The organism is Methylorubrum sp. POS3 (assembly GCF_043352485.1).
Taxonomy (GTDB): domain Bacteria; phylum Pseudomonadota; class Alphaproteobacteria; order Rhizobiales; family Beijerinckiaceae; genus Methylobacterium; species Methylobacterium suomiense.
Genome location: NZ_JAPRBT010000001.1, coordinates 1,833,571 through 1,848,609 on the forward strand (window position 1 = coordinate 1,833,571; position 15,039 = coordinate 1,848,609).

Annotated in this window: 8 protein-coding genes and 1 tRNA gene; 2 read left to right on the forward strand and 7 right to left on the reverse strand. The window is 68.9% G+C overall.

Annotated elements, in window-relative coordinates:
- Positions 1-6: 6 nt before the first annotated feature.
- The 3 genes from bcsA to OWC43_RS08790 form a co-directional block, all read right to left on the reverse strand.
- On the reverse strand, positions 7-2,421 hold the full coding sequence (gene bcsA, locus OWC43_RS08780) for a UDP-forming cellulose synthase catalytic subunit (protein ID WP_137830364.1): 2,415 nt from the start codon (positions 2,419-2,421) through the stop codon (positions 7-9).
- A 65-nt stretch (positions 2,422-2,486) separates the two neighbouring features.
- The gene (bcsS, locus tag OWC43_RS08785; protein WP_393958521.1) at positions 2,487-3,227 is read right to left on the reverse strand and encodes a cellulose biosynthesis protein BcsS; all 741 of its coding nucleotides are present in this window, start codon (positions 3,225-3,227) and stop codon (positions 2,487-2,489) included.
- Positions 3,228-3,894: 667 nt separating this feature from the next.
- Positions 3,895-5,616, reverse strand: coding sequence for a response regulator (locus OWC43_RS08790; protein WP_393956384.1), 1,722 nt, complete (start codon positions 5,614-5,616; stop codon positions 3,895-3,897).
- Positions 5,617-6,412: 796 nt separating this feature from the next.
- Between OWC43_RS08790 and OWC43_RS08795 the strand changes: the two genes are divergently transcribed.
- Positions 6,413-8,425, forward strand: coding sequence for a TonB-dependent receptor (locus tag OWC43_RS08795; protein ID WP_393956385.1), 2,013 nt, complete (start codon positions 6,413-6,415; stop codon positions 8,423-8,425).
- Positions 8,426-8,705: 280 nt separating this feature from the next.
- Here OWC43_RS08795 and OWC43_RS08800 read toward each other — a convergent pair.
- The 4 genes from OWC43_RS08800 to OWC43_RS08815 form a co-directional block, all read right to left on the reverse strand.
- Positions 8,706-8,795, reverse strand: a tRNA-Ser gene (locus OWC43_RS08800).
- Between the two features lie 159 nt (positions 8,796-8,954).
- Entirely contained in the window at positions 8,955-10,508 is a 1,554-nt protein-coding gene (locus OWC43_RS08805; protein ID WP_393956386.1) for a heme biosynthesis protein HemY, read from the reverse strand.
- A gap of 121 nt (positions 10,509-10,629) precedes the next feature.
- Positions 10,630-12,528, reverse strand: a complete 1,899-nt coding sequence (locus OWC43_RS08810) for a hypothetical protein (RefSeq protein ID WP_393956387.1) — start codon at positions 12,526-12,528, stop codon at positions 10,630-10,632.
- Between the two features lie 601 nt (positions 12,529-13,129).
- A complete protein-coding gene (locus OWC43_RS08815; protein ID WP_393956388.1) occupies positions 13,130-13,837 on the reverse strand; it encodes a uroporphyrinogen-III synthase in 708 nt (235 codons plus the stop codon).
- A 165-nt stretch (positions 13,838-14,002) separates the two neighbouring features.
- Between OWC43_RS08815 and tsaD the strand changes: the two genes are divergently transcribed.
- On the forward strand, positions 14,003-15,037 hold the full coding sequence (tsaD, locus tag OWC43_RS08820; RefSeq protein WP_393956389.1) for a tRNA (adenosine(37)-N6)-threonylcarbamoyltransferase complex transferase subunit TsaD: 1,035 nt from the start codon (positions 14,003-14,005) through the stop codon (positions 15,035-15,037).
- Positions 15,038-15,039: the final 2 nt, after the last annotated feature.

The window sequence follows — 15,039 nt, forward strand, 5'->3', positions numbered from 1 at the left end:
TGAGGCTCAGCCGGCACGGGTCGGCAGTAGCGCCGGTTCCGGCCGGTCGGCGGTGCGGCGGTCGCGTTCGGGACCGCCGGTGGCGGCCTCCGACTCGACCATCTGATGGAGCCAGCCCGGGGACCCCTCGGACGAGGGGGCCGCCGCGTTGCGGGCCTCCGCCGCGCGAGCGGATGGCGCATCGGCGGGGCGACCCGCATCGGCGGCGCGCTGGCGCTCGGCCTTGCGCGGCCGGGCAGCAGGCTCCTCGGCCTTGGGGGCGGCGGTGGTCGTCATCAGGTAGGCGAAAGCCCTGACCGGGCCGGACAATCCCCAGCGGACGAATTGCAGCGTCCCGGACACGATGTCCTTGTGGGTGCGCCGCCGCATTTGGAAGCGGCTCATCGCGCCCGCGTCGCTGTACATCAGGTCGGCAAGGGCGAAGTAGCTGCCGGGCGTGAGGGTCTCGAAGACGAGATCGCACACCGATTCTTCGCCCGCTGCGGTCACGCCGACGAGGCGCACCGGGATCGTCCGGGCATGGCTCAGGAGCGGAAGGTTGGCCTGCGGCAGCGCCGAGAGCGTCCCGACCATGGTGTCACCGCCCCGGCGCACCGGCACGACGGCGTCCATGCGGATCCGGCAGCCCGCGCCCGAAATGCGCTCGACGGTGACGTCGAGGGCCATCCCGTTGAGATTCAGCACCGCCGGCCGGTCGACGGCCAGGGAGGGGGCCTTCTCGGTCTGGCGCCGCTCGGCGGCTACGCCCAGGGCGGCGCCGGCGGTGATGAGGTTGAACAGGTTCCACAACCCGACCACCAGCATCAGGTTCGTGACCCCGGGCTCGAAGGTGTAGCGATAGGCCGATACCAGCGCCCCGATGGACAGGATCGCGAAGACGAGGAAGTAGGGCAGGGCCAGGGGCGACAGCTGATCGTGGTCGAGATTGACGTTCTTGGCCGTCACCTTGAACGTGGGCTTGCGGGGCGAGATGATGACCGAGGCGGTCGCCTTGATCAGGAACAGGCCCTGAACGTATTCGTACAGCTCCGAGACGAAGGGCCACCGCACACGGCCGTAGAGATAATTCTGCATCATCAAGTTCACGACGATGTAGGTCGCGGTGTAGGCGATCGCCTCATCGACGTTGGCGACGACGATCTTCATGTCGAAGAAGATGTACAATAGCGGCGCGGCCATGAAGACGAGGCGCGGCAGCGGGAAGAACCAGAACGTCATGCTCGAGAGGTAGCAGAGCCGCTGGATCGGCTTCAGACCGCTCTTGAGGACAGGGTTCTTCAGCAGCATGATCTGCAGCATGCCCTGGCACCAGCGCGAGCGCTGGCCGATGAAGTCCGACAGGGTTTCCGGCTGCAGGCCGGCAATCAGGGGCTTGTCGACGTAGATGCTGGTCCAGCCGCGCGAATGCAGTTCGAACGCGGTCTCGCAATCCTCGGTGATGGTGATGCCGGAGAAGCCGCCGGCCTCGTCGAGCGCCCGGCGTCGCAACAGGGCAGCCGAGCCGCAGAAGAACGAACCGTTCCACTTGTCGAGGCCGCACTGGCCCACCGCGTAGAACATCTCGTTCTCCGACGGCATCCGATCGAAGGTCTTCAGGTTGCGCTCGATCGGATCGGGATTGAGGAAGGCGTGCGGCGTCTGCACCAGGAACAGCCTGGGATCGACCGCGAAATGGCCGATCGTGTCGCGCAGGAACGAGCGGAAGGGAACGTGGTCGGCATCGAGAACGACGACGATTTCCCCGACCGAGTTCTGGAGGCCGTTGTTCAGGTTGCCGGCCTTGGCGTGCAGGTTGCGCCGGCGGGTCAGGTAGGAGACGCCGAGATCGGCGCAGAGCGCCTGCAGCACCTTGCGGCGGGCCCGCGCCTCCTCGGCCTTGCGCGGGTCGGGATCGGCGCATTTCTGGTCCGTGCCGCCATCGTCCAACAGCCAGACGGTGAATTTGCCGGCCGGATAATCGATGGACTTGGCCGCCGCGAGGGTCGTCGCGAGGATGTGCCGGTCCTCGTTGTAGCTCGGCACGAAGATGTCGACGGTCGGGAGGTCGTCGTCCTCGTCCTGCGGCGGCGGTGCCCGATACAGGGGCGCCGCATTGATCACGAGACTGACCGCCAGGATATAGAAGCAGTAGAGTTCCGCTCCGACCAGAAGCAGACCCGCACCGAAGTTGATCGGATCGCTGAGCGGCGGCAGGGTGCTGGAGAGCCGCCAATAGATGTAGCGCAGCACGACGAGACTGCCGATGGCCAGGAAGGTCAGCCGTCCGGTCTGTCCCTTGGCGACGAGCCACAGAAGGGCCATCAGCACGATGGCGCCGATGCTCATTTCGAGCTGGACGGTCGTGCTGAGCGGTTGAGACAGCAGCAGCAGCGTCAGCGCGGCGCTGATCAGCCAAGTGGCACGGGTGAGGAAGGGAGGCATCGGGCCAATCCCGGTCAGTCGATCAAGCGGGAGAGGGCGGCCCGTCGCGGCCCGCCCGTTCGGTCTCAGAAGGCGATCCGGCCGTCGATGCTGGTGTAGTATCCGCCCTTGCGGATGCGATCGAAGGCGTAGCCGGCCCCGAGGGAGAACTTCATCGGCCCGACGGCGAAGCCGGTCACGTGGCCGCCCGCCCGCCAACCGTTGAAGAAGTTGTCTCCAAGGAGCGTGACCTCCGGACCGATGAACACACCGGGTGCGATGGCGAACCCGGCCCGCGCCCGCGCATAATAGGCGTTGAACAGCGTCGAGTAGGACGCGTTCACGGCCAGAAGCGTGTTGTCCGTGGGATTGACGTAAAGGTCGGCCGCGACCTTCACGCCCAGACCCGTGCCGACCACGGGATTGCCGGGATCGACGATCGACAGCTCGTTGCTGCGCACGTTCATGCCGACATAGCCAGCGAGCGCCGCCTGCTGCCAGATCCACTCGTAGCCGAGCAGGAGCGTCCCCTCCTGCTGCACGCCGGTGACGGTCTGGCGCACTGCGGCGCCGGGATAGCTATAGGTTCCGGCCACACCCTGCAGGCGCACGCGCAGGCCGCTGTCGAGCAGCGTGGCGACCGGGGCAATCGTGGCCGTGATCGTACCGAAGGCGGAGCTGTTTGTGGTCACCGTGGCGCTGGCATCCACGGCCACGATCCAATCCTCGCGCGCGACTTCCCGCTCGACCCCCGTATACCAGTCGGCCCCGCGCGCTCCGCCCGATGGCAAATCAGCCGCGCGGGCTCCGCCCGGCGCGAGCGCCAGGCAGCCGAGTAGAATCGTCAAATGTGTTGGACTGTGAAACACGCAGGCCCCCAATGCTCGCGTGAAATCGGCTATTTTTGTGTCCGATCCAGGAAGCATTCATAGTGTTAACAAATGGTTAACGCAGTCATGAATATAGCCCATGCGATGCCGATAGAGTCATTTCGGAATTAGCCATGGCATTGATGATTCGAGCATTCGAAAAACATCATATGAAACATATCAGGAGATTTTTTCGCAATGCCTGAGCACTGCGATAGAATTGTTTCTTCGCTCTTAGGTTCGGAATATATGCTGTCGAGTCTTGGAGCCGCGGGGAAGATTTCTGCCGCAAATGGTGGCAAATCTGTTGCGATAATCGGCACAACGATGCGTTGGACGCGATGATCGGTCGAAATCATGGGCAGATTGGCCAGCCAAGCCGTCAGATTGATGGGGTCGGCGTCAACGCTTCGAACGACAGCCATGCGCCGTGAAGGTGGTGGCCTCCTCGAACGCGGCCGAGGTTTGGTTTGACCATTGGCCCGCTTGTCGCCCCTCCGCTGCCGACTCAGACAATGTCCGTTCTCGCGAGCCGAGCCCCCGGAATCCGGTCAGGTCACCCGTCCCGCCCCATCGAGACGGTGGGAGGGTGGCGAGCGCGATCCGTCACCCCGCCGCGTTCGGCTTAACCCCGCATGCGCCTTACAGGCGGCAGGTCGGTCTCCCGCGGCGGCACCCGCGCCATCTCGGGTCGCGCGGATTCGCGGATCAGCGTGACCACGCCTTCGAGGGCCGCCGCGAGCGTGAAGGCCGCGGCCTCCGTACGGGTCGGCCCAGGACCCGGTCGGCTCGAGGCCCGAACGCGATGCGACGGCACCGCGCCGCGCAGGGCCGTGGCCGGAATGCGCCCGCTTCGGCCGGAGCCCTCGGACGCGTCGCCCATGAAGGTTCCGAGTGCCGCGATCGCCGCCGTGAGGGCGCTGTCGAGGTCGGGGCCGCCGCTCTCGAGGCGTGAGGGGGCGGCCGCCGACGACGGAGGCGGGGCGGTCTGCTCCTCGCGGGCCGGCTCCATGTAGGCGCGGCTCAGGGCGTAGAGGCGGGTCGAGTCGGCGCGGCCGGCCGCAAAGCGAAGGGCGAGCCGGCGACCGGAGATGCGCTCGCCGCCCGCGCGGGTGCGCACGACCACGTCGCGCACGGCGTGCCGGTCGGCCCGAACCGTGGCGAGGGCTTGGCCGAAGGCCGGCCGATCGTCGGGTTCGAGATGGGCGAGCACATCGCTCAGGGTGCAGGCGCGTTCGGAAGCGGCCTCGTCTCCATCGGTCCAGATCACCTGCCCGGTGTTGAGATCGATCTCCCAGCAACTCGAACCCGAGAGGGTCCGGATGGCGCGAATGCGGTCGCGGCTGCGGGCCAGGGCGATGCGCTTCTCCTGGAGAAGGCGGTCCCGGCTCAGGCTCAGCTCGACGAGGGCGCGCAGGCGGGTGGTCAGATCGTGGAGGTCGCGGGTCAGGATCCAGCCCGGCCTCGACCGCCCGGTGTCATGACGGCAGAGCGCCGAGGCATAGGCGAGGTTTCGCGTCAGACATCCACCGACGAGCCATCCGAGGCCCGCCATGAGGAGGACGGCGGCGAGCAGAAGAAGGACGGGGGAGCCGGGCATGGGCGGTTCCGGCGCGCGCACGCTCACGAGCCATCCGACGCCGCCCTGACGGACATCGCCGACCGTGACGCTGGCTTCCGAGCCATAAATCTCCGGGCCGGACCGGTGGAGGACGCGTCCCGAACCGTTCAACACCTGAATCGACAGGCCCTGCGCCCCATCCGCCAAGGCCCGCCGGGCCGTGGCGACCACGGCATCGACCCAGCTCTGATCGAGCTGCACCGCGACGATACCGGCAGCGGAGGTGCCGCCGCCCGCAGGGGCCGCAACGATCAGGTTGCGCGCCACCGCAGCGCCGGCTCGGCTTCCCTCCGCCGATTCCCCGATCACCACGCCTTGAAGGGATCGTGCGAACCACGGGCTGCCGGATACGTCGCCCCCGACGATCCGTTGCGCCGAGGCTGCGAGGATCTGTCCGCCCCGGTCGGCGAACAGGATGTTGGCGTCGTCCGGACGAAGCCGGCGCCACGCGGCGAACAGGCGGCCCGCCGCATCGCCCGCCGCTTCGGGCGTCTGCGCGGCAAGGCTCTCGCCGACCAGGCTGAGATCGCGCCCGACCGAGAGCAGCGCCTCTTCGATCCGCTCCGCGATTAGTGCCGCGCTCTCTCGCCCGCTTCTGCTGCCGCGAATGCCTCCGCCGTTCCCCGCATCGCCCGTTCCGACCACGACGAGGCCGCCGAAGCCGGTGGCCAACGCGAGCAGCAAGGCGAGCAGGCTGCGGATCGAGGAGAAGAGCCCTTGTGTCACGGAATGGCCGGGCAAGAGGAGAGCAGGGTGGCAACCTCGAAGCGAAGCGGCTTGCTAGAGCATTTTAGAGAATGGTTAACGCATCGTTAACGCAGAGATATCGAGCAATTCTTGGAAGATTACGTTCGATGGAGGGCCCCGAAACGTCCATCACGGTCACTGCCGTGAGTGATACATCGAGCGTCGAAGATTCGAATTTTCTATTAGAAGCTTTTTTGAACGGGTTGCCGTCATATTCGGAAGATGTAGCTATGTAATCAATATTGAAATGGAAGTTATGGGTCGGTTTGTTGCGATTTGTCGGTGAAGTCGTTGTTCGTATGAGCGATCCTTCCAGCGGGTGAGACCCGACATCACCGTCCTCTCGGACGGTCAATCTTCGCTGACGGGCATCCGTAGCAGAGAGAGCCGAGTGGTTTAGAATAGTTCTGCTTTGTTGCGTTTAAAGCACGTATTCAATTTTGCATTATGAATCTGCTTGTTCACGTATGCGTGATGCCTTAGTCGAGAAATAGATGAGTGATCGTCTTCAAAGGTTATAACCGTTCCAAGTTGGGCGTTTAAACTTTCGCATGACGGTCCTCAATGCGAGGGCATGTGCGTGCGTGACTTGAATTCGGTGTCTCCAACAAGATCAACGTGCGCATTGATCGGTGCTGCCTCACTCGGGCTGTGCTGGATAGGCTCGGTCTCGGATGCGAGAGCGCAAGCCGCCACGCAGCTCGAAGAGATCTCGGTCGCGGGAGAGCGCGTCGGGTCCGGAAGAGCAGGGCAGGGGGTCGGGCTTCTGAGGGACTTGCCGCCCCCCTATGCGGGCGGGCAGATCGCGCGTGGCGGATCGCTCGGCGTGCTCGGCACCAAGGATGTCCTGAACACACCATTCAGTACGGTCAACTTCACCCAGCAGATCATTCAAGATCAGCAGGCACGTACTGCTGCCGATACGCTCGTCAACGACGCATCGGTTCGCCTCACGACGGCGAGCAACGGGTTCAGCGACGAGTTCGTCATTCGTGGATTTCCCGTTCAAGCTCAGGACGTCGGCCTGAACGGTCTCTACGGTTTGGTGTCCTCGAATCGCGTTGCGACGCAGTACATCGAGCGCATCGAATTGCTGAAGGGGCCGGGCGCCTTCATGTACGGCATTCCGCCGGGCGGCAGCGTCGGCGGCAGCATCAACATCGTCACCAAGCGGGCGCTCGACCTGCCCTTCGTTCAAGTGACGCCGCAATTCATCGGCGCCGGCAATTTCGGCGTCCATCTCGATGCCAGCACGCGCGCCGGCGAGAACAAGGAATGGGGCATCCGGTTCAATGGCCTGGGGCGCACCGGCGAGGCCACGATCAACGACGGCAACCTGCAAACGGGGCTCGGCGCCCTGTCGCTGGATTATCAGGGGGAGCGTCTGCGCTGGGCGCTCGATGCCATCTCGCAGAACGACGACACGCGAAATTTCCGTCCGCAGATCAATTTTCTGTCGGATATTCCGTTCATCCCCCGTCCCCCCAATGCCCGGAGCAATTGGTTTCCGGGAACGGAACTCCGGCAGAGAGACAATACGATCGCGTCTTTCCTGGAGTATGACCTGACGGATTGGCTGACCGTCTATGGCGGGATCGGCTATCGCGCCGGGAGCAACAGGCAGACCTTCCCCGATTCGCGCGTCTTCGGAATTTCGAACGGTGTCGATCAGTTCGGCAATTTCCGTCTGATCAACGCCTATTACGATTCCTACAGCAGCACCGTGAGCGGCAATGCCGGCGCGAAGGCGCGCTTCGACACCGGATTCGTCAACCACGCGATGAACCTCGTGTTCACCGGGTTCAGCCGGGAGGACGGCTACGCCTATGTCGCGAACACGCCCGACGAGTCGGTGCCGTCGAACATCTACCGGCCGTCTCCGCTCCCCGCGGTCAACGGCGCGCGCATCGCGCCGCAGCGATACGCGAACACGACGCTCACCAGCGTGGCGCTGGCCGACACGATGTCCGTTCTCGACGACACCGTCCTGCTGACGGCGGGTGTCCGCTACCAGGTCGTGGACCAGACGGGCTACGATCCCTCCACCCAGGCACGGACCAGCGGGTACAACGCCGATGCCACCTCGCCGCTCGCCGGCATCGTGGTCAAGCCGTGGAAGAACGTCTCGCTCTACGCGAACTACGCCGAGGGCTTGACCGCGGGCACCGTCGTCGGTGCCGGTTACAGCAATGCCGGTGCGATCCTCGCGCCCTTCAAGTCGGACCAGCAGGAGGTCGGGGTCAAGATCGATTGGGGCACCGTCACGACGACGGCGGCGCTCTTCCAGATCAGCCGACCCGACTTGGTGCAAACGGCAGCCAACGCCCTGGCCTACAATGGCGAGCAGCGCAATCGGGGCCTGGAACTCTCCGCCTACGGCGCGCTTCTGCCGAGCCTGCGGGGCTTTGCCAGCGCCACGTTCCTGAACCCGGAACTCACCAAGCCGATCGATCCCTTGCAACGGGGCAACCTGGCTGCCGGCGTGCCGGATCTGACCGTCTCGGCCGGTCTCGAATGGGACACGCCCTGGGTTCCGGGCCTCGCCGTGAACGGCAGGGTGCTCTACACGTCCGGCTCCTACCTCACGAGCGCCAACACGGTGCGCTTTCCCGACTGGACGCGGTTCGATCTCGGCTTCCGCTACGCCTCGCTCGTGGCGGGGCGGCCCGCCGTGTTCCGCTTCAACGTCGAGAACGTCGCGGACAACCGGTACTGGCTCACCACGGGCACCTTCGTGACCGTCGCGGCGCCGCGCACCTTCGTCGTGTCCGCGTCCTTCACCTTCTGACGGACCTGCCGACGCATCTCTGCCGGGACCGGCATTCGGGGACATGCGTGCTGGCGGCGGATCGCGAGCGATCCGCCCAAGAGCCAGTCCGTTCAATCGCTCTGAGAATAGGCCTTGGGATGCGCCGTTCCGGCGACCTTAGGCGGAGCAATCCTTGAGGTCTGCGAAGCCTGCTGTTCGGCTTCTGCGCGTACGCCTCTCCCGAGCATCAAGCTGAGAAAAACCTCGGCGCTGCTGATGGCACGGGCCACTAGTGAAGTAATTGTCTCTGAAAGTCAGATGGCGGAGGGAGCGGGATTCGAACCCGCGATACCGTTTCCGGTATACACACTTTCCAGGCGTGCGCCTTCAACCACTCGGCCACCCCTCCGGGGCCCACCGGGGACCGGCGTGAGCGTTCGGGCTCGGTGCGGTCCCGCGCGGCGGGCGTCGTGCTGTAGCCGGGGCATCGGTTTATGGCAAGCCGCTGCGTTTCCGCTTTGGGGACCATCGCCCTTCGGCGTGATCCCCGCTGCCCCGGCGTCCTGGATCAGGCGATGCGGCGGGGGCGCTCCGTCGGGGTTCCCGGCGGCACCGGGGCCGGGGGGATCGCCGACGCGGAGGCGGGCGCGGGCGATACCGAGGGCGCGGCCGCGGTCCCGGCGCCCGTCTCCAGGAATCCCGGCTTGGAGGCGGGCGTCATCGTGCCGGCCGGCAGGGCCGTCGGCGTCGTGCCCACGGAGGCCGCGGGAGGCGCCGCTGCGAGAGAGGCGGTCTCGGCCTCCGCTGCCGGAGCGTCCTCCTCCTCCGGGCCCATCAGGATCTCCGGCGGTGTCTTCCAGACGAAGGCGTCGAGGCGGCCCGTGGTCGGGGAGATCGGGGCCCAACGCTCGGAGATCACGCCGTCGGCGACCCAGGACGGATCGCGCGGCGCGCGGGCGGCGCGGGCGAGCCATTCGCGGGACCGGCCGCTGTCGGCCCCATGCTCGGCGGCCTCGATCCGCGCCATCATCCGGCAGACCCGCACGGTTGGGCGATCGTCGAGGAGGGGGGCCAGCGTCTCTCGGGCGCGGCCGAACTCCTTGGCCTCGGTCGCCGCCTGCGCCAGCACCAGCCGCGCCTCGGGATCCCAGGAGGAGAGTTTGGCCAAGGTCTCGGCCCGGGCCACGCGGTCGCGGGCGGAATCGCCCGTGCGCAGGTTGAGATAGACCCGGCCGAGCTCGGGATGCGGCGTCGCCTTCCAGGCGGCCTCGATGATCTTGGCGGCCTTGCGCAGATCGTTGCGACGGGCGAGCAGCCGCCCGGCGATGACGGCGGCGGGCACGAGGTCGGGGGCGAGCTTGACGGCCTTGAGCGCCTGCTCGGTGGCGGTGTCGGGCGCGCCGGCCTCGTTGCTCTGGGCGGCCGCCGTGAGAAGCACCGCGCGCTGGCGGCGGGCGGCGTGCTTGTCCATGAGGCCGAGCGACGCCCGCCGCTCCACCGTCTCCGTCGCCGCCGACCAGTCGCCGTCGGCGCAATGCGCCTCCATCACGGCCTCATTGGCCCAGGTGACGCTCGGGGCGAGCCGCGCGGCCTCGACGGCGTAGGCGCGGGCGGTCGTCTCGTCCTCACGGCGGCGCGCCTCGACGAACAGGCCGCGCAGGCCCAGAACCCGGGTCTCGGGATCGTCGGCCATGCTGCGGAACGCGCGCTCGGCGGCGTCCCGGTCCCCCGAGATCTGGGCGGCCTGCGCCTTGAGCAGCAGGGTGAGGGGCTGCGAACCGAGCAGGCGCTCGGCGTCGCTCGCATGCCGGCGCGCGGCCAGCGGATCGCCGGAGCCCACCGCGATCATGCCGCGGGAGAGCGAGGCGAGGCCCTTGTTGCGGCGACGCTCGCGGGTGGAGCGACTGATGCTCGCCGGCAGGCCGATGACGCCGGTGACGATCGCCCAGATCAGGGCGACCACGATCGCCGCCACCAGCACGCCGGTCAGCGCGATCGCGAGGCTCATCTGAACGTCGTAGCCGTTCCAGGCGACGTTCACGGTGCCCGGATGGTCGGCGATCCAGACGGCGCCGTAGGCCGCGAGGGCCAGAAGGGCCAGGAAAACGAGGGCGCGCCACATGGGTCAGGGCCTCCTTGGAAGCACGGCGAGCGGGCGCTCGCGGCCCGGGCAAGCTGGAAGGGGAAGCGGGCGCGCGGAACGCGGGCCCGTCGTCGGAAACAACGTCATCGGCTCGGGCGGTCTAGCGAGCCGGGGGAAGGCCGGTGAAGGCGTCGGCGAGCAGCGACTGCGCCGCCCGGCCGGCCTCGGCGCGGGCCGCGAGCCGGGTGCCGAAATCGCCGGCCTGCGCCTTGGCCTCCTCCGGCAGGGCCGCGAAGGCCGTGGCGGCGGCGGGCAGATCGCCGTTGTCGAGGGCGGTCTGGACCTGCTGGGTCGAGACCTCGCCGCCCGCGCCACCCTGGCTCGGAGCGGGGGCGTCGGCCCGCTTCACCTGGACGAGGGAGCTCGCCATGTTCATCAGCCGGTCGCCGACGCTGCCGCTCTCGGCCACCGTGCGGGCCTGAGCCGCGCGCTTGGCGTCCGCGATCTTGGCCGCGATGCCGCGGAACTCGGCCGCGAGCTTGGCGGCGGTCGGGGCGCCCTTGTCGGCGAAGGGCGCCAAAGCCGCGACGCGCTTCGAATCTGCCGGCTCCTGATTGCGCAGGCTGGCGAGCGCCTCCGGATAGGGCTGGCCGGCATCGAGCGACGTGGCGATGCGATCGGCCGCGACGATCCGCAGGGCGGATTGCACGGTCGCCGCCTTGGCAGTCTGATCGAGGGCCTTGTCGAGGCTGGCGAGCTTGTCCGCCTGCTCTTGCAGCCGGCGGTCGATACCCTTCACGCTCTCCTCGGCACGGGCCTGTCCGGCTTCCGCCGCCTGCTTGCCGGCCTGGGCCGCCTCCTGCACCGCCTGGGTCGCCGCCCCGATCTTCGCGTCGAGGGATTTCTGCACCTCGTCGAGGCGCTTGGCGAGGCCGGCATCGGCGGTCTCGTTGGCCTTGGTGCGCGACTCGATCTCGCCCTGCAGCGCCGTGAGCTTCTGCGTCAGGTCGGGCGCGGGCGCGGCATTCTTGGATGCGGCGTCCTTCGTCGCGGCTTCGACCGCCTTGAGCCTCTCGTCGAGACCGGCGAGCGCGGTTCCGTCGCCGGTCGGTGCCGCGATCGCCTTCGCCTCGGCGTTGCCCTCGCGGCCCGGCTCTTCCTGAAGCGCCGAGACCCGCTGGTCGAGCGCGTCGAGGCGCGCGGCGAGGTCGGCCGGGACAGCCGGGGCCGGCGCTGCGCCCTCCGGCGCGGGGGCGGCCGGCGCGGACCCGGCCTTCTGCAGGGCCTCCTGCGCCCGCTCGCCCGCCGACTTGGCGGCGGCCTCAGCCCGGCCGACCGCCTCGGGCAGGGGCTTCAGCGCCTGCTCGTTGGCCGCGATGCGCTTGTCCAATCCGCCGAGCGCGTCCTTGGTGGCCAAACCGGCCACCGCCTTGTCGAGATTGTCGAGGCGCGGATCGCTCGAGCGATGATAGGTCGTGACGCCGTAGAGGAGGCCGGCGCCGATCAGGCCGCCGAGGAGGCCGGAGGCCGCCACCGCGCCGAGGCCCGGTCCCGCCTTGGTCGTGGCGGCGGGCGGTGCCTTGGTCTCGCCCCGTGCCGCGTCCCGGGCGGCATCCTTGGCCGCATCCGGCCGCGTTCCGCCCTTGTCGGCCCCCTTGTCCGCTCCTTTGCCGGCCTCGGCCGGATCCGGGACGCGCTTGGCCTTCATGTCGAGGATCGGCCCGTCGGTCAGCGAGGCGGCCTCGGTGACCCGGGTCGGTCCCGCGTTGGACGGGGTGCCGGATGGGTTGCCGGCGGTGGTGCCGGACGGTCCGGTTCCCGAACGTCCGGCACCGGCCGGCGGAACCTCCGGCTTGATCGCGCTGCTTCCGGTCGCCCCCGGCTTGGCGGGGCTGTCGGGCTTGACCTCGCCCGGCTTGGCGGCGCCGGAGGCCGGCGGGATCGCGCTGCTGCCGGTCGCACCGGGCTTCAACGGCGCGGCGCCCGGGGCGGTGTTCGAGGCCGCACCGGTCGCGGAGGGCGTCGCGCCCGTCGGCTTGCCGGGCTCGGTGGTCTTCACGGGCTCCGAAGGCTTGGCGGCGGAGGCCACCGGCGGCACCGCGCCGCTGGCGGTCGTGCCGGGCTTCGACGGCGCGCCGAAGGAAGAGGTCCCCGAAGGCGGGTTCGACGGCGCGCCCGTGGACGATCCCGGCGCAACGGCGCTTGCGGGCTTGGCGGGTTCGGACGGCTTGCCCGGCTCGGACGGACTGGGGCCGGACCCGACCGGCGGAACAGGGCTGCTGCCGGTGGCGCCGGTTTTGGCAGGCTCGGAGGGGCGTGCGTCCTGCGGGCGGCCGGGGGCGCCCGTCGTTCCACCGCTCGATGAGGAGGAGCTGCCGGGCAGGGCGCTGCTTCCGGTCGCACCGGGTTTGGCGGGCTCGGATCTGTTCAATTCGGGCTTGCCCGTGGGCGGAACCGTGCCGGGCTTCGTGGGAGAGGAGGCGGGGGACGCGCCCTTGTCCGCAGGCTTCGGACCATCCTTGGGTGAAGTCACCGGCGTTCGCTCCCTTGGCCACCGCGAGGCACCGCGCTCCCATAGAGCGGTCGAGCGGCACCATCCATCCGAAATCGTTCTGCTCCCGTCCCCGAAGCTTGCGGACGTCCCTCACGGGACATGCCGCTCAATCCGGAGCCGGAAGGCCGGCGAGGAGGGCGTCCTCGCTCGGTCGTGTCGCCACAAAATGGGCCGCGAGACCGAACTCGGCCAGTCCCGCTTCGACATCCGGCGACAGGCAGTAATGCGCCAGAGCCCGAAACGCTCCGGCCAACCCCGCCTCCCGGCACAATCCGGCGGCCACCTGAGCGCTGCGCCGGGAGTAGTGGAGCGCCGCCGCCGGCCGGATTTCATCCTCGGCGCGAAGGGCCCGCGCCACCGCCTCGGGCAGGGCTTCTTCCGCGCGCGCGGCGTAGGCGTTCCACACCGTGACGGAGAACCCCGCCGCCGCGAGGCTCGCGGCCGGCTCCGGCTTGCGGTCCTCGCCCGCGGCATGGAGGAGAGTGCTGCCGGGCGCCAGCGTGTCGGCCACCAGGGCCGCGAGATCGCCCGCATCGCCCTCCGCAGAGTGAACGCGCTGGAACCCCGCGCGCCGTGCCCGCTCGGCCGTGCGGGCGCCGACCGCGAGGACCGGCAGATCGCGGGGCGCGGCATCGGTGGCGGCCACCGCGTTGCCGCTCGTCAGGATCAGGCCGTCGAAGCGTCCCGGCGGCAGGGACGCTCCGGTCGGGACGATCCGCAACACCGGCGCCACCAGAGCCGCATGGCCGAGACCCTCGAGGCGCCGGGCCGTGCGTGCGGCGCCGGGCTCGGGCCGTGATACCCAGATCCGCATGCGAGGCCCCCTGATCGACGAAGCGCGCGGCACGGAAAACCCCGAGGCCTTCCCTGTCGGAGGCCGCGATTTTTGCGTAAACCTCGCCGGTGAGGCCGAGAAGGTGGCGCGCGGGCTCCCGACGCGCAACCGCGCCGCGCCCGATGAAGGCCCGATAGAGACCCGATGAAGATCCTCGGCATCGAAACGACCTGCGACGAGACCGCCGCCGCCGTGGTGACCCTCGATGACGGCGATCGCGGGAGGATCCTGGCCAACGAGATCCTGAGCCAAATCGCGGAACACGCGGCCTATGGCGGGGTCGTGCCGGAGATCGCGGCGCGCGCCCATGTCGAGGTGCTCGATCGGCTGATCGCCCGCGCGCTCGATCGGGCGGGAACCACACTCTCGGATCTCGACGGCATCGCGGTGGCCGCCGGCCCGGGCCTGATCGGCGGCGTGCTCGTCGGCCTCGTGACGGCCAAGACCCTGGCGCTGGTCGCGCGCAAGCCGCTGCTGGCGGTCAACCATCTGGAGGCGCACGCGTTGACGCCGCGCCTCACCGACGGGCTCGCCTTCCCCTACCTGCTGCTCCTCGCCTCGGGCGGACACACCCAGCTCGTCGCCGTGAAGGGCGTCGGGGATTACGTCCGGCTCGGCACCACCATCGATGACGCCATCGGCGAAGCCTTCGACAAGGTCGCCAAGCTCCTGGGTCTTGCCTATCCCGGCGGGCCGGAGGTCGAGCGGCTGGCGGAGACCGGCAATCCCGAGCGCTTTGCCCTGCCACGGCCGATGCTGGGGCGGCGCGAGGCCGATTTCTCGCTCTCCGGCCTCAAGACGGCCCTGCGCATCGAGGCCGAGCGCCTCGCCCCCCTCGCGAGCCGCGACGTGGCCGATCTCTGCGCGAGCTTCCAGGCGGCGGTGGTGGATGTGGTCGTGGACCGGGTGCGGGTGGCCCTGCGCGGCTTCGGTGCGGTCGCGGGCCATCCGACCGCCCTGGTGGTGGCCGGAGGCGTCGCGGCCAACGGCGCGATCCGCCGCGCCCTCGCCGCGCAGGCCGGCGAGGTCGGTCTGAGCTTCGTCGCACCGCCGCTGCCGCTCTGCGGCGACAACGGCGCGATGATCGCCTGGGCCGGCCTCGAACGGCTGCGTCTCGGTCTCGTCGACGACCTGACCGCCCCGGCACGGGCCCGCTGGCCCTTCGCCAAGGCGTCGTAGCC